The organism is Kitasatospora sp. NPDC097691, from assembly GCF_040302665.1.
Taxonomy (GTDB): Bacteria; Actinomycetota; Actinomycetes; order Streptomycetales; family Streptomycetaceae; genus Kitasatospora.
In genome coordinates, this window is record NZ_JBEORY010000003.1 from 96,000 (window position 1) to 115,563 (window position 19,564).

The window sequence follows — 19,564 nt, forward strand, 5'->3', positions numbered from 1 at the left end:
CTCTTGTGGACGGGTGGCACGAATATGACGGTCGGTCTACATATTCAGCCCGGAGATGCGGGGTTCGGGGGTGGGGCGGCGGCGGTGGTAGTAGGCGCAGGCGAGGGCCAGGACGATGGGGCCCCAGAGCATGGTGGGCGAGGTGCAGATCCGGGCCAGGGCCTGCCACCAGCCGTTGGCGTACGGCACCTCCTCGAAGCCGAGGACGCCGAGCCAGGCGAGGGGCATGGGGTCGAAGAGGGCGACGAGGGTCAGCCCGCCGAGGACCGCCGGGGCGACGGCGGCGAGCCGCGGCACCCGGCGGCCCGAGAGGAACGGCACCCAGGACGGGAAGACCTCACCCCATCCACTGACCAGCCCCAGCGTGAGCAACGCCAGCGCCTCGGTGAGCGCGCTCAGGCCGATCACGTACGGCGTGGCCCACCAGGTGAAGGCCGGGGCGTTCGGCTCGATCGACCCCATCCGGAAGTCCACCGCGAACGGCAGCCGCCACAGGCAGTGCGGAAGCAGCACGAACGGGAGCGCCCTGGCCAGACGCAGGGCCCAACGGGGGACAGGGCGTTCGGTGTCGCCCACCGGAATGTTCTTCAGCATGCGTCCACCGTCGCCGACAGCACCGGTGCCCCGCCTCGTCCGCCCGACGCAACCCGCTCCCCCGGCGGAGCCACCTACCTGTGCGCCGACAGGCTGACGTACCCGCGACCCGGGTGGTCCGGGCGCAGCTGTTCCAGCCGTGTGGTGACGGTGAAGCCGGCCTCGGCCGACAGCTCGGCCGACAGCTCAACCAGGCGGTCGGCCGGGCGGTCGGCCAGGCGGTCGGCCGGGACGAGGCGGGAGGAGGACGACACCGGGTGGCCGTGGGCCGAGGCACGGCGCTGGTGCTCGTCGCCGACATGGCCGCCGAGGAGGAGGTGGCCATCGGGCTCGCCGCCGAGGGTGCCGTCCGGGAGGTCGAGGTCGGTCATCGCGCCCTGCAGGAAGCGGAGTTCGGGGTAGTCGCGTCGGGCGAGCACGACGCCCGGTCCGCAGTAAAGGGTCGGCGACCGGGCCCACAGGCGCACACGAATCCCGAACCCGAACCCGCGCAGGAACCCGCGCAGGAACCCGCACCCGCGCCCGCACCCCGTCCCTCGCACCAGCCCCACGAAGGCGGCCGGCTCCGCCTGCGACCGGGAGTCCATCCCGGTCGCAGGCGGGACGACGGTCTCGGCACGGGCATGGTCGGCGGCGACGTGTCCTAGGAGGCCCGGATCGCAGCGAGGCGGTCGGAAAAGTCGGGGAAGCCCGAGACGCCGGGCTCGCTCACGCCTGGACTTCCAGCCGCCGGCAGCGGCACGACGCGTCGCACTCCTCCACCGTCCCGGCCCAGTTCAGTCGCTCGCCGGCCGCTGCGCGCTCTGCGAACACCTCCTCCCGGTGGTCCGCCGTCTGCCGCAGCACGTCCTTGCGGTCGCGCCGCGAGAGCCGGTCCACGTACAGCCGCCCGTCGAGGTGGTCGGTCTCGTGCTGCAGGCAGCGGGCGAAGTAGCCGGTGGCCTCGACGGTGCGCGGGTTGCCGTGCCGGTCGAAGCCGCGCACCACCGCGTGGGCGGGGCGGGCGAGCGCGGGGGTGCCCGCGCCGGGGACGGAGAGGCAGCCCTCGGCGTCCTCGATCAGCCGACGGCCGGCGGCCTGCGGCTCGACGACCGGGTTGAGCAGGTGGCCGGTGTGCCGGACGCCGTCGTCGTCGGGGCAGTCGTAGACGAAGAGGCGCAGGTCCACGTCGACCTGGTTGGCGGCGAGCCCGCAGCCGACGGCGACGTACATGGTCAGGAACATGGAGTCGATCAGTTGCGCCAACTCCTCGCTTCCGTAGTCCTGTTCGCCGGCCGGGCGGCAGGGGCCGTGCAGGATCGACTCCCCGATCTCGGTGATCCGCCGGACGGGGGGACGTTCGCGCAGGTCGGACATGGGTGTGCTCCTCGACGCAGTCCAAGCATGACAACTTGTCACTTGCTTTGCAAAGTAGCAGGCTTTGCAAAGTGACCGAAGAAGATCTCGCCGCCACCGGAGCCCTGCCCGAGCACGCCGTCCGCACCGCCCTGCTGGACCTGCTCACCGAGCACGGCACCATCACCTCCACCGAGGCCGCCGCCCGACTCGGCCTCAGCTCCGGCCTCTGCTCCTTCCACCTGCGCCGGCTCGGCCGGCACGGCCTGATCGAGGAGGCGCCGCCCGTCGACGGCCGCGCCCGGCCCTGGCGCCTGCCCCGAGCGCAAACGCCCCGGAGCCCGCAGGAGCCCGGCAGCGAGTTCGCCACCGAGCCCGGCAGCGAGCCCCGCAGCGGGTTCGGTGACGACTTCGGCGCGCTGGCCCGCGGCCTGGAGGACGAGAGCTACCAGCGGTGGCTCGCCCACCGCGCCGAAGCCCCCGCCGGCTGGCAGCACGACGAAGCCTTCAGCGCCGTCGTCTACCTGACCCCCGACGAGCTCGCGGCCGTCGGCGAGGCCGTCCGTCAGGTGCTCGCCCGCTACCGGGGCCGCGAGGCCGACCCGGCCACCCGCCCCGCCGAGGCCCGCCCGGTCGCCGCCGTCACCCGCCTGTTCCCGCTCCTCGACGCGCTTCCCGGCACGCTCCCCGACCCGCGCCCCCGCACCCGCCCACGTCCCCGTCCCCGTCCCCGGGGGCTTCCCGAGGAACGGTGACCACGCTCAGGCCCGGCGCCAGGACTGCCGGGCCACCGCCCGTACCAGCGGACCGACCAGGAGCCCCACCGCCGCGCCCAGTACGATCCCCTGCACTCCGTCCCAGACGTCCTGCACATCGCAGGATCGTCCGATCACCGGCAGCGCGTAGTGCAACGCCGACACCGCGAACGGCAGCGCCGCCGCGGCGAGCAAAGCCACCACCGCCCGCCGCCTGGTCCCCGCCAGCGCGGCGGCGAAGCCGACCGGGGCGTAGGTCGCCAGCTTGAGCTCGATGTACCGGACGTGCAGCAGCTCGTACGGCGACCGCGGCCGCCCGCCCTCGACCGTGCAGTGCCGCACGGCGTCCTCGGAGAGCCGGAACGCCTCCGGCAGCAGCGTCGCCACGATCACCCCACCGAGCCCGAGCAGCAGGACGAAGCCCACCGCCCAGTGGGCCCGCAGCAACCGTCCCACCGGCCGGTTCAACAGAGCCGCGGGCGCCAGCGAGAGCAGCAGCCCGGGCCAGAACATCGGCATCCCGCCGAGCACCGCACTGATCACTCCTCAACGGACGCCGCGAACCCCCGGCCGGTTCTCCTTGGGTTTTAATGGTCGTTGCAACACCCCAGCTCAAGGGGTGCGATGGACTTCGAGATCCGCAGGGACCGGAAGCCGCAGGGGCCCAGGAAGCTGCGTGGCGAGCGGGAGGAATACTTCCGGCTCGTGCAGCAGGGCTACAGCAACACAGAGGCGTCCCGGCTCGTGGGCGTCCACGAGCGGACCGGCCGTGAGTGGCGCCACGGCCGGCCCGAGGGCCGTGTGAAGAGGCCGCGGCCGCCCGCGCAATCGGCGCGGGCGGCCGATTCCTCGCCGCCCGGGCCGTCCCGGTACCTGCGCGAGGACGAGCGCCTCCACATCGCCGACCGGCTGCGGGAGAAGGCCACCGTCCGGGCGATCGCGGCCGAGCTGGGCCGCAGCCCCTCCACGGTCAGCCGGGAGATCCGGCGCAACCGGCATCCGGGCAGCGGCAGTTACCGGCCCCATGCCGCACAGGCCCGCGCCGACGAGCGCCGGCCTCGCCCCAAGCTCGGCAAGATCGCCCAGAACCGGGAACTGCGGGACTTCATCCAGCACCACCTGGACAAGAAGTGGAGCCCGGAACAGATCTGCCAGGCTCTACGGGACACCTTTCCCGAACGGCCGGAGATGCACGTGGCCCACGAGACCGTCTACCAGGCCCTCTACATCCAGGGCCGGGGCGAGTTGCGCCGCGAACTGGCCACCGCCCTGCGCACCGGACGCGCCCGCCGCGTCCCACACCGCCAGGCGGCCGCACGCCGGCCCAGGTTCGCCCACCCCATGGTCATGATCAGCGAACGCCCCGCCGAGGCCGAGGACCGGGCCGTGCCCGGCCACTGGGAAGGCGACCTGATCATCGGCAAGGACGGCGCGTCCGCGATCGGCACCCTCGTCGAGCGCGCCACCCGCTACGTGATGCTCCTGCACCTGCCGAACGGCCGCACCGCCGAGCACGTGCGCGACGCCCTCGTGGAGACCGTGCGGACCCTGCCCGGACACCTGGTGCGGTCGCTGACCTGGGACCAGGGCTCCGAGATGGCCGCCCACGGCGCGTTCACCGTCGCCACCGGCGTCCCGGTCTACTTCTGCGACCCGGCCAGTCCCTGGCAGCGCGGCTCGAACGAGAACACGAACGGCCTGCTGCGGCAGTACTTCCCGAAGGGCACCGACCTGTCCGTCCACGGCCCGGAGCACCTGGTCGCGGTCGCCGCCGAGCTCAACGGCCGCCCACGCAAAACGCTCGGCTGGGAAACCCCAGCCGAGCGCCTGCATAAACTCATCGCGGCCTGATCAAACCGACCACGTGTTGCAACGACCCCTAGAAACCGCCCTCGCCCGGGCGGGGAATCCCTTTCCCGGCAGTCGACCCCCGCAGAGGAGCACTCCGCCGACGCCCTTCCGACCCTCCGCCGCCGCCCCTCCGCCGCTCCACCGCCGTCCCTCCGGCACCCCTCCGGCGCCCCGCCGGAAAGGGCTTGCTCCGGGCCCGCCCCCCGCACTACCGTCGAGGCACTCTGACGATCACGCTCCCTGGGACGAAGCAGCCGCAGAACGGGAGCACGGCCCGCCGCTCGGACGACGTGCGACAGCAGCACGGACGCAGCGCGGGCCCATGGAGGGGCGGCACCGGTATCCGGCATGCCCGCGCACGCGGCCTGCCCCTCCGAGAAGACGGTTCCCCATGAAGATCGGCCTCGGCCTTCCCGTCGACGACCCCGCCCTGCTGCTCACCTGGGCCCGGCGCGCCGACGCGGCCCGGTTCAGCGCCCTCGGCCTGCTCGACCGGCTGGTGTTCGACAACCCTGAGCCCCTGGTCACCCTGGCCGCCCTGGCCGGCGCGACCACCCGGATCCGCCTCCAGACCGAGGTGTTGATCGCGCCGCACCACAACACCGCACTGCTGGCGAAGCAGACCGCGACCTTGGACCGGCTCTCCGGTGGCCGGTTCACCCTCGGCATCGGCATCGGCGGCCGGGCGGACGACTGCCGCGCCGCCGGCATCGACCTGCGCCGCCGGGGCCGCCGGCTCGACGAGCAGTTGCCCGTCCTGCGCCGGCTCTGGGCGGGCGGCCGCTACGACGACGAGGTCGGCCCGATCGGCCCCGCGCCCGCGACGCCCGGCGGCCCCGAGGTGCTGTTCGGCGGCTTCGCCCCGGCGGCGCTGGAGCGGGTCGCCCGCTTCGGGGACGGCTTCCTCGGCGCGGCGCTGCCGCCGGAGGCGATGGGCGGACTGTTCCGGGAGGTCGAGGCGGCCTGGCGGCGGCACGGACGGTCCGGTAGGCCCCGGCTGGTCGCCCAGGCGAACGTGGCCCTCGGCCCCGGCCCCACCATCGAGCAGGCCCGGCACAACATCCGCTCGTACTACGACTTCACCGGCCGAGCCGCCCACGTGGCGGACCGCCTGCTCACCACCGAGCAGGCGGTCCGATCCGCCGTGGACGGCTTCGCGGGCGTCGGCGCGGACGAGCTCATGCTGTACTGCTGGTCCTCGGATCCGGACCAGGTGGACCGGCTCGCCGACACGCTGCTCTGACCGTTCCTCCCGATCACGCCGCCGGAACGGTCAGCGCGGGATCGACCGGGCCGGTCAGTGCGGGATCGAGGAGATCAGCTCCTGCGCCCCCTGCCGCTTGAGCGCCAGGGCGACCGAGGTCCCCAGGTCCTCCGGGCTGAGGGCGCCCGCCCACTCGTGGGCGTCCAGCACCTGCTTGCCGTCCGGGGTGAAGACCCGGCCGCGCAGCGAGAGGCGGCCGTCCGGCTCGGCCTTGGCGTAGCCGGCGATCGGGCTGTTGCAGTGGCCCTGCAGCACGTGCAGGAACATCCGCTCGGCCGCCGCCTCCCGCCAGGTGTCGTGGTGGCCGAGCGTGGTGACGGCGTCGATGGTCGCGGTGTCGTCCTCGCGGCACTGCAGGACGAGGATCCCGGCGCCGATCGGCGGGCACATCGCCTCGACCCCGAGGATCTCGGTGATCCGCGCCTGTTCGCCGATCCGTTCCAGGCCGGAGACGGCGAGCAGCAGGGCGTCCACCGTGCCGGCGTCGACCTTGGCGAGCCGGCTGTTGGCGTTGCCGCGGATCGGCACGCACTCCAGGTGCGGGTGGGAGGCGGCGAGTTGGGCGGTGCGGCGGACGGAGGAGGTGCCGATCCGGGTGCCGGGCGGGAGTTCGGCGAGGGTCAGGCCGCCGGGGTGGACGAGGGCGTCGCGGATGTCGTCCCGGCGCAGGTAGGCGGCGAAGACGGTGCCGGCGGGCAGCGGGCGGTCGGCGGGCACGTCCTTGAGGCAGTGCACGGCGACGTCGGCCTCCCTGGCGAGCAGCGCGGCGTCGACCTCCTTGGTGAACGCGCCCTTGCCGCCCAGGTGGGCGAGGTCGCCGGTCCAGCGGTCGCCCGAGGTGGTGACCGGCACCACCTCGGTGCGCAGGCCCGGGTGCAGGACGGCGAGTTCGGCGCGGACCCGCTCGACCTGGGCGAGCGCCATGGGCGAGGAGCGGGAGACGATGCGGATCAGCTCAGCGGTGGACATGGCGCGATGATAGGCCTTCGAACACCCGTCATTGACGGCACGTCAGGCATATGGCGGGTAGTGCCGCCTCATCCGCCTCCGCTGCACGTCCTGCATCAGCGGCCCCACCGCGTCGATCGACGCCCCGGCCACCACCAACACGCTCGCCCCGGCGAAGGCGTAGCCACCCCCCGCGTACCCCCCGGCACCACCGGACCCGCCGAACCCACCGAACGCGCCCAACCCGCCGACCCCGCCCAGCGCGCCCAGCGCGCCCAGCGCGCCCAGCGCGCCCAGCGCGCCCACGGCCGACAGCACGAGCGTCGGCAGGACGGCGACCAGGCCGGTGCCGAGCAGTTCGGCGACGGCGAGCCGGCGGCGCACGGCGGCGAGGTGGTCGAGGGTCGCCCTGCCGGGCTCGACGCCGGGGATGTACGCGCGGGTGCGCAGCAGCTTGTCGGCGTCGGTCAGCACGGACCGGCCGTCCAGCACGGCCAGCCAGGCCACGGCCGCGGCGAGCAGGAACAGCAGGACCAGGTACGGGAACCACGGCAGCCGCAGCGGAGCGAGCAGCAGCGCGGCGGCCACCGCCGGCACGAATCCCCGGTGGCTGAGCACCAGCGGCAGGTAGCGGCGTTCACCCCCGGTCCGGCGCCCGAGCGGCGAGTAGAAGACCTCGACCCGCCGCTCTCCCTTGCGCCCGGCGATCACCAGGGCGATCGTCACGGCCAGGCCCATCAGCACGGCCGCCGTCGCCGACGCGTACGAGCCGGACCCGGCCCGTTCCCGGACGGCCCACAGCTGACCGGGCAGCACGGCCACGACCTGGGCGAACAGCAGCACGGCGACCGCGTCGCCGAGCCCGTGCCGGTCCATCCACCGGATGAGCGGCACCAGCGCCGCCGTGCCCGCCGCGGCCCCGGCGGTCAGGACGGCGACGGCGGGCGCGCCGTGCAGCCGCAGCACGCCGTCCCCGGCCGCCGCGCCGGGGAGCAGGTGTCCGCTCGATGCGACCAGCGCGAGGGCGAGCCCGCCGAGCAGGCCGAGTACGAGGGCGGTGCGGCGCTGCAGCAGGACCAGCCCGGGGCGCACGGCGCGCAGTGCGCCGAGCCGGGGGTGCAGCCGGGCGAGGGCGGGGACGAGCAGACGGGCCAGGAGGAACGGCAGCACCCCGAACGGGAGCAGCGCCAGTCGGTACAGCCCGCCGCCGGTGATCAGGTCGACCAGTCCGTGTACCTGGTCGCCGGGCGGTGACCCGTCCGCGACCCGCCCGAGCACGGTCGGGTCGACGCCCGGCAGCGGCAGGTTCTGCCCGAGCCGGAGCAGGACGATCCCGCCGAGCGTGACCGCCGCCCGGCGGCCCAGGCCCGGCGCCCTGAACAGTGACACGACGTCCTCCCCCGATCACCTTGTCCTCAGCGGGAGTTGGGACGCGAGCGGACAGCCCGGCGGTTCCGGCAGAGACGACGGACGGGCACGGGCGGACAGCCGGAGTCCGCCCGCCGCCCGTCCCGTCTCCGCCCCGGTCCCGGTCTCGCCGAGGCTCACTCGTTGTGCAGCACCTCCGCGATCGACAGCCGGGCCGCCGAACGCGCCGGGACGAGTGCCCCGAGGACGGCGATCACGACGCCCGCGAGGGCGAGGCCGACCAGCAGCGGAGCGCCCCAGACGTCGATCGAATCCTCCGTGAAGGCGATGATCCGGACGTTCTCGACGATCAGCCGGTGCGCCAGGATCCCGACCGGGATGCCGATGACACCGCTGAGCGCGCCCTGCCAGGCCACCGAGGTGATCGTCATCGTGACGACCTGCCGGGGCGTCATCCCGATCGACTTCAGCATGCCGAGGTCGCGGCGGCGTTCCCGGATGGTGAGCAGCAGGGTGTTGAAGACACCGAGCGCGGCGACCACCGACAGCAGGACGGTGAAGGTCGTGGTGAAGCTCTTGATCGCGACGGTTCCCGCGTCCATGTGCGACTCGACGACGGAGGGCGTCAGGCTCGGGTCGGCGTCCGTCACGGCCTTCCGGTACGCCGCGGTGTCGGCGCCCGCGGCGAGCCGTACGTCGTACTCGACGTGGTGCGGGTCGTCGGTGAGCGCGGCCCGGGTCGCGTCGTTGGAGGTGATGGCGTTCGCGTTGCCCTCGATGTCCTTCCCGACGATGGTGACGGTCAGGTGCCGGCCCTCCAGGTCGAGGGTGAGCCGGTCGCCGACCTTGAGCCCGCGCTGGTCGAGGAAGGCCGGCCCGGCCGCGACCTCGTTCGGGCCGGTCGGCGGGTGGCCGTCGACCACTCGGAGCCACCTGCTGGAGCCGATGTCGTCGCCGCCGTAGAAGTCACCGAAGACGGGCCGGCCGTAGCCGACCAGGCCCACCTGGACCAGCCCCCGGGTCACGACGGCCGCCGCACCGGGGGTGGCGCGCAGCATCGCCTCGGTCTGGGCCGGGGTGAGCCGCGGCGCGGTCCGGTTGCCCCCGAAGTGGGCGGTCTTGACGTTGATGTGGGTGCTGCCGTCGGTGGGGGCCATGGTGCGGGCCAGGGTGCTGCTCACGCCGGTGGTCACGGTCACGGTGACGACGCCGAGCACGATCGCCGCCATGGTCAGCGCGGTCCGGGCGGGGCGGGCGAAGGGCTGGCCGAGGCCGAGGCTGACGGCGCGCGGCAGCCGGGTGCCGCTGAGCCACCGCTGGACCTTCAGCCCGCGTCCGGTGCGCGGCGCGCTGCCGGCCGAGATGGCCTGGGCGGCGGAGAGCCGGTGCGCCCTGGAGGCCGGGGCGAGCGCGGCGAGGGCGACCAGCAGCGGGACGCCGGCCAGGGTGGCGGCGGGCAGCCAGCCGGCCGGTTCGATCACGGCGACGCCGGTCATGATGCCGCTGAAGGCGGTGCGGAGGATCGGGTGCGCCGCCGCCCAGCCGGCCGCCGTACCGAGGACGGTGCCGACGGCCGCGGGTACCGAGACCATGGTCAGGTAGACGGTGACCACCTGGCGCGGGGTGAAGCCGATCGACTTCAGCACGCCGATGTGCCGGTAGCCGGAGACCACCGCGCCGCTCACCACGTTGCCGACGATGAGCACGGCGACCACCAGGCCGAGCACGCCGAAGACCGTCATCAGCGGCAGGTAGGCGTCGGCGCCCGCGGAGAAGGCCTGCTTGAGCACCAGGTAGGACTGTGCGCTGGTGAGCGCGTCGGCGGGCAGGCCCTCGGTGGCGGTGCCGAGGGAGGCGGTGACCTGCTGCGCGGTGTCGGCGTCGGCGAAGCGGTAGAGCATCTGCCGTCCGGTGGGTTGCAGGTCGGCGGCCTGCCCGGGGGTGACCCAGCCGCCGGCGGACCGGCTCATGCTGTTGGCGAAGCCGACGACGGTGAGCTTCAGTCCGGTGCTGGTGGTGATCGGTTTGCCGAGCTGGCTCGGCGCGGCTCCGCCGAACGGCGAGTCGAGCACCACCTCGCCCGGTGCGGCGGCCCAGCGGCCGGACAGGAGCTCCACCCGGTCCACCGGGCCGCCGGGATCGGCCCGGCCGACCAGGTTCAGCGGGCCCGGCGGGTTGCCGACCCAGTCGGTGGGGATCTCGACCACGGCCTGGTCGAACGGCCCGGCGGCGGCTTCGACGCCCGGCCGGTGGGCGGTGGCGGCGAGCTGCTCCGCGGAGGCCCTGCCCGCGTCGAAGGCCGCCACGACGTGCGCTCCGCGCTGGGCGCCGAAGGCGTCGTCGAAGGGGGCCCGGGCGGCGCTGATCACCGCGAGGGCGAGCAGCACGGTCGTGGTGGAGCAGAAGACCACCAGGCCGATCACGATGGTCTGCACCCGGCGGCGCTTCACCGCCGCCCGGGAGGCCCGCCACACGGCTCCGCCGTTCATGACCGGGCCTCCAGCATCCGCTCGCGCGCCACCCTGCCGTCCGCCATCTCGACCAGCCGACTGGCGCACCGGGTGGCCAGGTTGGGGTCGTGGGTGACGATCAGCAGGGTCTGCCCGATCTGGTTGAGGTCGATCAGCAGGTCCATCACCTGCTCGCCGGAGCGGCTGTCCAGCGCGCCGGTCGGCTCGTCCGCGAGCAGCAGGGCCGGGCGGTTCATCAGCGCCCGGGCCACCGCGACCCGCTGGCGCTCGCCGCCGCTGAGCGCGGCCGGGTAGACGTCCTTGCGGTGTGCGACGCCGAGTTCGTCCAGCAGTTCCAGTGCGCGGCGGCGGGCCTGGCGGGCGGTGGTGCCGGTCAGCTGGGCGGCCAGGGCGACGTTGTCGAGGGCCGGGAGGTCGTCGATCAGGTTGAAGAACTGGAAGATCATCCCGACGTGCCGGCGGCGGAACAGCGCCAGGCCGGTCTCGTTCAGCCCGCCGAGGTCCTGCCCCTGCACCCGGACGGTGCCGGCGGTGGGCCGGTCCAGCCCGGCCACCATGTTCAGCAGGGTGGACTTGCCGCATCCCGAGGGGCCCATCACGGCGACCGCCTCGCCCGCCCGGATCCGCAGGTCGACGCCGTCGAGCGCCTTGGCGTCGCCGAACTCCTTGTGCACCCCGGACAGCTCGACGACGACCTGCGCGTCGTCCGGCCGGGAGGTCCCGTCGTGGTCGTTGCTCATGGTGGACGACGGTAGGCGCGGGCGCCCGGCCGGTACGTCCCACCCGGGGTGTAACCGCGGGCCGCCGTAGTACCGGGGATGTACGGGCGCGGCACCCCCGGATGATGTGGATCATGTCGTGACCTGGGAAGCTGACGCCGTGTGGGGATCGGAAGCGGAGTGGGTGTCCGTCGCGGTGGCGGTGGTGGCGTGCGCGGGCGCCGCACGGCTGGCGGTGGCGCTCGCGCGGGCGCGGCGGCTGTACCGATCGGCGATCGGCGAGCGCGGCTGGCTGCTGGAGCGGGAGCGCGAGAGCGCCGCCCGTACCGCCGTGGACGCCGAACGGGCCCGGATCGCCGCCGAGTTGCACGACATCGTCAGCCACAACGTGAGCCTGATGGTGGTGCAGGCCGGGGCGGCGCGCGAGGTGCTGGCCACCATGCCCGAGGAGGCGGCGGCGGCGATGGGCGCGGTCGAGGCCGCCGGGCGGGACGCGATGACCGAACTGCGGCACCTGCTCGGCCTGCTGGCACCCGCCGCGGACGGCAGCGAGGACCCGGACGGGGGCGACTTCGCGCCGCAGCCGAGCCTGAGCCGACTGAGCCCGCTGATCGACCGCTTCGCCTTCGCCGGGCTGCCGGTCGAGGTGCGGATCTCCGGCGAGCCCCGGCCGCTGCCGGCCGGCATCGACGTGACGGCGTACCGGATCGTCCAGGAGGCGCTGACCAACGCGCTCAAGCACGGGGACGGGGTGACGGCGGAGGTGACGGTGCGTTACGCGGACCACTACCTGCGGGTCGAGGTGCTCAACAGCGGGCCCAGCGTGCTCGCCGACGGCCCCGCCCCGGCGACGCGCCCGGCCGACGGCACCGGGCGCGGGCTGCTGGGCCTGCGCGAGCGCGCCGCCGTGTACGGCGGGGACCTGGACGCCCGGCGCCGGCTCGGCGGCGGCTACCGGGTCCGCGCCCGCATCCCGCTGGACCGACCGTGACGGGGAGCCGTGACGGAGCCCGCGCCGTGACGCAGAGGGCCGTGACGCAGAGGGCCGTGACGCAGAGAGCCGTGGACGAGACCACTGCAGAGAAGGGCACCATGGACGAGGGCACCGTGAACGAGGGCACCGCGGCAGAGGTGCGGGACCCGGCGGCGGAGCGCCGCCCGCGGGTGGTGATCGCCGACGACCAGGAGCTGGTCCGCACCGGCTTCCGGATGATCCTGACCGCGCGCGGCATCGACGTGGTGGCCGAGGCCGGCGACGGCGAGGCGGCGGTGGCCGCCGCCGTCCTGCACCGGCCGGACGTCGCCCTGCTCGACATCCGGATGCCCGGCATGGACGGTCTGGAGGCCGCCCGCCGGATCCTCGCCCGGGTGCCGGGCTGCCGGGTGATCATGCTGACCACCTTCGACCTCGACCACTACGTCTACGCCGCCCTGTCCGCCGGGGCCAGCGGCTTCCTGCTCAAGGACGTCACCTCCGCCCACCTCGCCGCCGCCGTGCGGCTGGTGGACACCGGGGACGCCCTGCTCGCGCCCTCGATCACCCGGCGCCTGGTCGAGCGCTTCGCGGCCGACGCCCCACGCCCGGCCCCCGGCGCCGAGGGCCCGCCGCTGCACCGCGACCTCACCCCACTCACCCCGCGCGAGGCGGAGGTGCTCGCCCTGCTCGGACGTGGGCTCTCCAACACCGAGTTGGCGCGCGAGCTCACCCTCAGCGAGTCGACGGTGAAGACGCACGTGGCCCGGATCTTCGCCAAGTTGAACCTGCGCGACCGGGCGCAGGCGGTGGTCCTCGCCTACGAGACCGGCCTGGTCGCGCCGGGCAAGGGCTGATCCCCAACAGGCTTCCTGCATCAGGCAGTTCGCATGACAATCATGCATCTCACTCATTAGAGCTAACTCCCTGTCGAATCGCCTTTTTTGCCAATCCATGGGGCAACATCTGCATGTCCGCGCCCGAACGGAAGAACCACCTCGGGCGGCATCACCCGGCATGACGAAGACCAGGACGAAGACAATTGGACAGGCCCGTGACCACCACCGCCCCCGTGTGGGACTGCCCCTTCCACCACACCGACGGCCTGGAGTTCGACCCCCTCCTCAAGCGGCTGCTCACCGAGGCCCCGATCGCCCGGATCCGGCTGCCGCACGGCGAGGGCGAGGCCTGGCTGGCCACCCGCTACGAGGACGTCCGGGTGGTCACCACCGACCGCCGGTTCAGCCGCGCCGCGGGCATCGGCCGTGACCTGCCGCGGATGACGCCCGCCCCGATCGCCCAGGCCGAGGCGATCAACCTGATGGACCCGCCCGCCCACAACCGGCTTCGCCGACTGGTCGCCCAGGGCTTCACCAACCGCCAGGTCGAGCGGATGCGCCCGGCCACCCAGCGGATCGTCGACGGCTACTACGACGAGATGGCGGAGCACGGCTCCCCCGCCGACCTGATGCACTTCCTGGCCGGCCGGCTCCCGCTCACCACCATCTGCGAGCTGCTCGGCATCCCCGAGGCCGACCGCGCCGAACTGCGCGGCCACGCCGTCGCGATGATGCGGATGGGCCCGGGCAGCCGGGACGGCCAGGAGGCCGCCAAGGTCGCGCTGCGCGCCTACTTCGGCGAGCTGACCGCGGCCCGCCGCGCCGCGCCCGGCGAGGACCTGATCAGCGCCCTCGCCACCGCCCGCGACGGCGACGAACTGCTGGACGCCGACGAGCTGACCGTGATGGCGATGGTCCTGCTGGTCACCGGCCACGACACCAGCACCTACCAGCTCGGCAACATCACCCACACCCTGCTCACCCACCCCGAGCAGCTCGCCAAGCTCCGCGCCCGGCCCGAGACGCTGCCGCGCGCCCTGGAGGAGCTGCTGCGCTTCATCCCGTTCCGGCAGGGAGTCGGCATCGCCCGGGTCGCCACCGAGGACGTGGAGCTGGGCGGGGTGCTGATCCGGGCCGGCGAGGCGGTGCACGTCTCCTACCTGACCGCCAACCGCGACCCGGCGGTGTACGAGCGCCCCGACGAGCTGGACCTCGACCGCGGCGCGCCCACCCACATGACCTTCGGTTACGGGCAGCACCACTGCCTCGGCGCGCACCTGGCCCGGATGGAGCTGCAGGTCGCCATCGGCACCCTGCTGCGGCGCTTCCCCGGCCTGCGACTGGCTGTCGAACCGGCCGAACTCGACTGGGACTCCGGCTCGATCTGGCGCTTCCCGCGCACCCTGCCGGTGGCCTGGTAGCCGCCGCCCGCCCCGCCTCCGCGCGACCGGCCCCGCCACCCGCAGCCGGGCGGGCGCCGCGCCCGTCCCCGTTCCACGCATCCACCGGCCTGCCCCCAGGCCCCCAGGGGAGACCCACACACCCATGGCAACACTCTGCCGCCCCGCCATCGCCGTACCCGAGCACGTCATCACCCTCGGCGAGACCCTCGAACTCGCCCGCGCCCTGCACGCCGACCACCCCCAGCTCGGCCTGGCCCTGCGACTGATCGAGAACACCGGGGTGCGGACCCGGCACCTGGTCCAGCCGATCGAGCGGACCCTCACCCACCCGGGCTTCACCGTCCGCAACGAGGTGTACGAGCGCGAGGCCAAGCGCCGCGTCCCCGAGGTGGTCGAACGGGCCCTGGCGTACGCCGAGTTGACCGCCCGGGACATCGACCTGATGGTCTACGTGTCCTGCACCGGCTTCATGATGCCGTCGATGACCGCCTGGCTGATCAACACCATGGGCTTCCGCTCCGACACCCGCCAGGTGCCGATCGCCCAGCTCGGCTGCGCGGCCGGCGGTGCCGCCGTCAACCGCGCGCACGACTTCTGCCGCGCCTACCCAGGCGCCAACGTGCTCATCGTCGCCTGCGAGTTCTGCTCGCTCTGCTACCAGCCGACCGACCTCGGCGTGGGCTCGCTGCTCTCCAACGGCCTGTTCGGGGACGCGGTGGCCGCCGTGGTGATGCGCGGGCACGGCGGGCACGGCGTGCGGATCGAGCGCAACGGCTCGCACCTCGTCCCGGGCACCGAGAACTGGATCTCGTACGGGGTCAAGGACACCGGCTTCCACTTCCAGCTGGACAAGCGGGTGCCCGGCACGATGGAGATGCTCGCGCCCGCGCTGCGCGGCCTGGCCGGCGAGCACGGCTGGGACGTCTCCGGGCTCGGGTTCTACATCGTGCACGCGGGCGGTCCGCGCATCCTGGACGACCTGTGCCGCTTCCTCAACCTGGAACCGGCCACCTTCCGCTACAGCCGCGCCACGCTCACCGAACGCGGCAACATCGCCAGCGCCGTCGTCTTCGACGCGCTCGCCCGGTTGTTCGACGACGGCGGCGTACCGGAGGGCACCACCGGACTGATCGCCGGCTTCGGGCCGGGCATCACCGCCGAGATCTCGCTGGGGAGTTGGGTCGGCGTGCCGGCCGAGGCGCCGCGCCCCCGCCGGCCTCGCGCCGTCTCCACCTCCGACATCGCCCTCGTCCATCCGACCGTCCCCCGCCGTTTCCCGGCCGGCACTACGATCACCGAATGACCGATACCACGGACCGCACCGACGCCTCCGCCAGAGCCGCCGAACTCGCCGCCCGCTTCCCGGCGTTGCACGCGCCGCAGTACTGGAGCTGGGGACGCTACGACGCGCAGTTCTCCACCGAGCTGCCGCCGGACGACCTGGTCACCAACATCCACCTGGTCGGCTTCGCCGACGGCGAGGTGGTGCTCTGCCGGGACGACCGGGACCACTGGTTCCTGCCCGGCGGCACCCGGGAGCAGGACGAGAGCATCGCCGCCTGCCTGGAGCGCGAGCTGCGCGAGGAGGCGGGTGCCCGGCTGCTCGGCGAGCCGGGCTGGCTGGGTGCGCACCGCTGCCGCACCGACGACCCGGTGCCGTACCGGCCGTGGCAGCCGCACCCGGAGAAGGCCTGGCTGTGGGGCTGGGGCGAGGTCGCGCTGGAGTCCTCGCCGACCAACCCGGCCGACGGGGAGCAGGTGGTCGAGGTCCGTACGGTCCCGGCCGCCGAGGCGCAGCGACTGCTGCTGACCGGGCACGAGGCCTGGTGGGGCGAGCTGGTCGGGCTCGCGGTGGAGCTGCGGCGCCGGGCCGGACTGGGCTGAGGCGTCAGCCGGTCAGGCCGGTCGGCCGGGGTATTCCCGCCGGTCCGGAAGATCACTGGAACGGCCGAACAACGGAGCGCGATGTCCGTTTTGCGATGATATGACTCGGCCATGGACACCTACACGCTGGCCGCGGACTACCCGCTGCTCAACATCTTCTGGACGATGTTGGAGCTGTTCCTGTGGATCCTCTGGTTCTTCCTGCTGTTCAAGATCATCACGGACATCTTCCGCAGCCACGACCTGAGCGGCTGGGGCAAGGCCGGCTGGCTGGTCCTGGTGATCCTCCTGCCCCTGATCGGCGTGCTCATCTACCTGATCGCCCGCGGGCAGTCGATGACCAAACGCGACATCGAACAGGCCAAGGAGAGCCAGGCCGCCTTCCAGGCCTACGTCCGGGACGCGGCAGCGTCCGGCCCGGACGCCGGCGGCAGCCACGTCGACGACCTGGCAAAACTGGCGGACCTGAAGGAGAAGGGCGCCATCTCCGACGAGGAGTACCAGAAGGCCAAGGCGAAACTCCTGGCCTGAACACCCGGACGGGTACCACGGCCGGGGGCCGGTGGACGCAGAGCGCGTCCACCGGCCCCCGGCCGTCGTCGATCCGTCGGTCAGTCCGAGGCGGCTCAGCGCCGCCCGGAACGCCGGTCGCCCGAGCCGCCGTCGCCACCGGCCAGGCCGGCCCGGCGCAGCGCGTCCGCCATGGCGCTGTTGGCCGGCGCCGGGGAGCCGCCGGAGCCGCCCCGGTCGCCCCGGTCGCGTCCGCCCTGGCCGCCCGGACCGCCGCCGCGCCGCTCCTGGCCGCCGCGTCCGCCCTGACCGCCCTGACCGGCGCCGCGCCGCTCCTGGCGCGGCGGACGGGCCTGCCGCTCGCCGCGGTCCCCGCGGTCGCCGCCCCGGTCGCCGCGCTCGCGCCCGACCTCGTCGTCCAGCCGCAGGGTGAGCCCGATCCGCTTGCGCGGCACGTCCACCGAGACCACCCGGACCTTCACGATGTCGCCGGGCTTGACCACCTCGCGCGGGTCCTTGACGAAGGTCCTGGACAGCGCCGAGACGTGCACCAGCCCGTCCTGGTGGACGCCCACGTCCACGAAGGCCCCGAAGGCGGCGACATTGGTGACCACGCCCTCCAGCACCATGCCGACCTCCAGGTCGCCGATCTTGTCGACGCCCTCCTTGAAGGTCGCGGTGCGGAAGGCCGGGCGCGGGTCACGGCCGGGCTTGTCCAGCTCGCCGAGGATGTCGGTGACGGTCGGGACACCGAAGGTCTCGTCGGCGAAGTCGCCGGGCCTCAGCGCCCGCAGCGCGGCGCCGTTGCCGATCAGCTCGCGCAGCTCCCCGCCGGTCGCGGCGAGGATGCGGCGCACCACCGGGTAGGCCTCGGGGTGCACGCTGGAGGCGTCCAGCGGGTCCTCGCCGCCGGGGATGCGCAGGAAGCCCGCGCACTGCTCGAAGGCCTTGGGGCCGAGCCGGGCGACGTCCTTGAGCTGCTTGCGGGTGCGGAACGGGCCGTTGGCGTCGCGGTGGGCGACGATGTTGTCGGCGAGCGTGCCGGTGACGCCGGAGACCCGGGTGAGCAGCGGCGCCGAGGCGGTGTTGACGTCCACGCCGACGGCGTTCACGCAGTCCTCGACCACGGCGTCCAGCGAGCGGGAGAGCTTCACCTCGCTCAGGTCGTGCTGGTACTGGCCGACGCCGATCGACTTGGGGTCGATCTTGACCAGTTCGGCCAGCGGGTCCTGCAGCCGGCGGGCGATCGAGACCGCGCCGCGGATCGACACGTCCAGGTCCGGCAGCTCCTGCGAGGCGAACGCGGAGGCCGAGTAGACCGAGGCGCCGGCCTCGCTGACCATCGCCTTGGTGAGCTTCAGCTCGGGGTGGCGCTTGATCAGGTCCTCGGCCAGCTTGTCGGTCTCCCGGGAGGCGGTGCCGTTGCCGATCGCGACCAGGTCGACGTCGTGCTTCTTCGCCAGCGCGGCCAGGGTGTGCAGGGCCGCGTCCCACTTGTTGGCGGGCTGGTGCGGGTAGATCGTGTCGTACGCGACGACCTTGCCGGTGGCGTCCACCACCGCGACCTTCACCCCGGTGCGGAAGCCCGGGTCCAGCCCCATGGTGGCGCGGGTGCCGGCCGGGGCGGCGAGCAGCAGGTCTCGCAGGTTGGCGGCGAAGACGCGCACCGCCTCCTCCTCGGCCTCGGCGCGCAGCCGGGCGCGCAGGTCGATGCCGAGGCGCACCAGGACCCGGGTGCGCCAGGCCCAGCGGACGGTGTCGCCGAGCCACTTGTCGGCCGGGCGGCCGCGGTCGGCGATGCCGAACCGGGCGGCGATCCGCTGCTCGTAGTCGTTCCCGCCGGGCAGGTCCCCCTCGGACTCGCCGTCGTAGGGCGAGAGTTCGAGGTCGAGCACCTCCTCCTTCTCGCCGCGCAGCATCGCCAGGATGCGGTGCGAGGGGAGCTTGGTGTAGGGCTCGGCGAAGTCGAAGTAGTCGGCGAACTTGGCGCCGTCCTGCTCCTTGCCGTCGCGGACGGTGGCGACCACGCGGCCGCGGGTCCACATCCGATCGCGCAGCGAGCCGACCAGGTCGGCGTCCTCCCCGAAGCGCTCGACCAGGATCGCCCGGGCGCCCTCCAGGGCCGCCGGGGCGTCCGCCACCGACTCGTTGAGGTACCCGGCGGCGAGCGTCGCCGGGTCCTGCGCGGGGTCGGCGAGCAGGGTGTCGGCCAGCGGCTCCAGCCCGGCCTCGCGGGCGATCTGCGCCTTGGTGCGCCGCTTCGGCTTGAACGGCAGGTAGATGTCCTCCAGCCGGGCCTTGGAGTCGGCGGCCAGCACCCGGGCGCGCAGCGCGTCGTCCAGCTTGCCCTGGGACTCGATCGAGTCCAGGACGGCCGCCCGGCGCTCCTCCAGTTCGCGCAGGTAGCGCAGCCGTTCCTCCAGGCTGCGCAGCTGGGCGTCGTCGAGGGAGCCGGTGACCTCCTTGCGGTAGCGGGCCACGAACGGGACGGTCGCGCCGCCGTCGAGCAGGTCGACGGCCGCCTTCACCTGCCCCTCGCGGACGCCCAGTTCCTCGGCGATCTTGCGCTCGATCGCCTGCTGGCCCTGGCGGGCCGCCTGTTCGACTGGCGTGGTCACGAAGCCGGTCACCTTCTCCTTCAGTGCTTTCG

18 protein-coding genes are annotated in these 19,564 nt (G+C 73.8%); 9 read left to right on the top strand and 9 right to left on the bottom strand.

Translation table 11 applies throughout. From position 1 onward, the window contains the following. Positions 1-36: 36 nt before the first annotated feature. From ABTY56_RS03165 to def, 3 genes are all read right to left on the bottom strand, one after another. A complete protein-coding gene (locus tag ABTY56_RS03165; RefSeq protein ID WP_350625956.1) occupies positions 37-594 on the bottom strand; it encodes a hypothetical protein in 558 nt (185 codons plus the stop codon). Positions 595-668: 74 nt separating this feature from the next. Next, positions 669-1,013 (bottom strand): hypothetical protein, encoded by a 345-nt coding sequence (locus tag ABTY56_RS03170; RefSeq protein ID WP_350625958.1) that lies wholly within the window; start codon positions 1,011-1,013, stop codon positions 669-671. 289 nt (positions 1,014-1,302) lie between these two features. Next, positions 1,303-1,950, bottom strand: coding sequence for a peptide deformylase (gene def / locus ABTY56_RS03175; protein WP_350625960.1), 648 nt, complete (start codon positions 1,948-1,950; stop codon positions 1,303-1,305). A 71-nt stretch (positions 1,951-2,021) separates the two neighbouring features. Between def and ABTY56_RS03180 the strand changes: the two genes are divergently transcribed. Then, a complete protein-coding gene (locus ABTY56_RS03180; RefSeq protein ID WP_350625962.1) occupies positions 2,022-2,684 on the top strand; it encodes a winged helix-turn-helix domain-containing protein in 663 nt (220 codons plus the stop codon). A gap of 6 nt (positions 2,685-2,690) precedes the next feature. Here the strand turns inward: ABTY56_RS03180 and ABTY56_RS03185 are convergent, their stop codons facing one another. Beyond that, the gene (locus ABTY56_RS03185; protein WP_350625964.1) at positions 2,691-3,227 is read right to left on the bottom strand and encodes a hypothetical protein; all 537 of its coding nucleotides are present in this window, start codon (positions 3,225-3,227) and stop codon (positions 2,691-2,693) included. 81 nt (positions 3,228-3,308) lie between these two features. On the opposite strand from ABTY56_RS03185, the gene ABTY56_RS03190 reads away from it, so the two are divergent. Beyond that, positions 3,309-4,535: an IS30 family transposase gene (locus tag ABTY56_RS03190; RefSeq protein ID WP_350625966.1), complete on the top strand. Its 1,227-nt coding sequence runs from the start codon at positions 3,309-3,311 to the stop codon at positions 4,533-4,535. 391 nt (positions 4,536-4,926) lie between these two features. Further along, positions 4,927-5,778: an LLM class flavin-dependent oxidoreductase gene (locus ABTY56_RS03195; protein ID WP_350625968.1), complete on the top strand. Its 852-nt coding sequence runs from the start codon at positions 4,927-4,929 to the stop codon at positions 5,776-5,778. A 54-nt stretch (positions 5,779-5,832) separates the two neighbouring features. Here the strand turns inward: ABTY56_RS03195 and hemC are convergent, their stop codons facing one another. The 4 genes from hemC to ABTY56_RS03215 all read right to left on the bottom strand — a co-directional run bounded on the left by hemC (position 5,833) and on the right by ABTY56_RS03215 (position 11,326). Next, a complete protein-coding gene (hemC, locus tag ABTY56_RS03200) occupies positions 5,833-6,768 on the bottom strand; it encodes a hydroxymethylbilane synthase (protein ID WP_350625970.1) in 936 nt (311 codons plus the stop codon). A 42-nt stretch (positions 6,769-6,810) separates the two neighbouring features. Further along, positions 6,811-8,136 carry a hypothetical protein gene (locus ABTY56_RS03205; protein WP_350625972.1) on the bottom strand — a complete coding sequence of 442 codons (1,326 nt, stop codon included), beginning with the start codon at positions 8,134-8,136 and terminating at the stop codon, positions 6,811-6,813. Between the two features lie 155 nt (positions 8,137-8,291). Continuing rightward, on the bottom strand, positions 8,292-10,604 hold the full coding sequence (locus ABTY56_RS03210) for an FtsX-like permease family protein (RefSeq protein ID WP_350625974.1): 2,313 nt from the start codon (positions 10,602-10,604) through the stop codon (positions 8,292-8,294). After that, the gene (locus tag ABTY56_RS03215; RefSeq protein WP_350625976.1) at positions 10,601-11,326 is read right to left on the bottom strand and encodes an ABC transporter ATP-binding protein; all 726 of its coding nucleotides are present in this window, start codon (positions 11,324-11,326) and stop codon (positions 10,601-10,603) included. Before ABTY56_RS03215 ends, ABTY56_RS03210 begins: the two co-directional genes overlap by 4 nt. 118 nt (positions 11,327-11,444) lie before the next feature. Between ABTY56_RS03215 and ABTY56_RS03220 the strand changes: the two genes are divergently transcribed. The 6 genes from ABTY56_RS03220 to ABTY56_RS03245 all read left to right on the top strand — a co-directional run bounded on the left by ABTY56_RS03220 (position 11,445) and on the right by ABTY56_RS03245 (position 16,935). Then, complete coding sequence (locus ABTY56_RS03220; protein ID WP_350625978.1) at positions 11,445-12,296, top strand: sensor histidine kinase; 852 nt, start codon at positions 11,445-11,447, stop codon at positions 12,294-12,296. A 101-nt stretch (positions 12,297-12,397) separates the two neighbouring features. After that, complete coding sequence (locus ABTY56_RS03225) at positions 12,398-13,135, top strand: response regulator (RefSeq protein ID WP_350626262.1); 738 nt, start codon at positions 12,398-12,400, stop codon at positions 13,133-13,135. A gap of 197 nt (positions 13,136-13,332) precedes the next feature. Beyond that, positions 13,333-14,538, top strand: coding sequence for a cytochrome P450 (locus ABTY56_RS03230; protein WP_350625980.1), 1,206 nt, complete (start codon positions 13,333-13,335; stop codon positions 14,536-14,538). Positions 14,539-14,662: 124 nt separating this feature from the next. Then, on the top strand, positions 14,663-15,823 hold the full coding sequence (locus tag ABTY56_RS03235) for a type III polyketide synthase (protein WP_350625982.1): 1,161 nt from the start codon (positions 14,663-14,665) through the stop codon (positions 15,821-15,823). Then, entirely contained in the window at positions 15,820-16,404 is a 585-nt protein-coding gene (locus ABTY56_RS03240; protein ID WP_350625984.1) for an NUDIX hydrolase, read from the top strand. Before ABTY56_RS03235 ends, ABTY56_RS03240 begins: the two co-directional genes overlap by 4 nt. Before the next feature lie 111 nt (positions 16,405-16,515). Further along, positions 16,516-16,935 (top strand): SHOCT domain-containing protein, encoded by a 420-nt coding sequence (locus ABTY56_RS03245; RefSeq protein ID WP_350625986.1) that lies wholly within the window; start codon positions 16,516-16,518, stop codon positions 16,933-16,935. A gap of 95 nt (positions 16,936-17,030) precedes the next feature. On the opposite strand, the gene ABTY56_RS03250 is transcribed toward ABTY56_RS03245, so the two are convergent. After that, the gene (locus ABTY56_RS03250) at positions 17,031-19,532 is read right to left on the bottom strand and encodes a Tex family protein (protein WP_350625988.1); all 2,502 of its coding nucleotides are present in this window, start codon (positions 19,530-19,532) and stop codon (positions 17,031-17,033) included. Between the last annotated feature and the right edge of the window lie 32 nt (positions 19,533-19,564).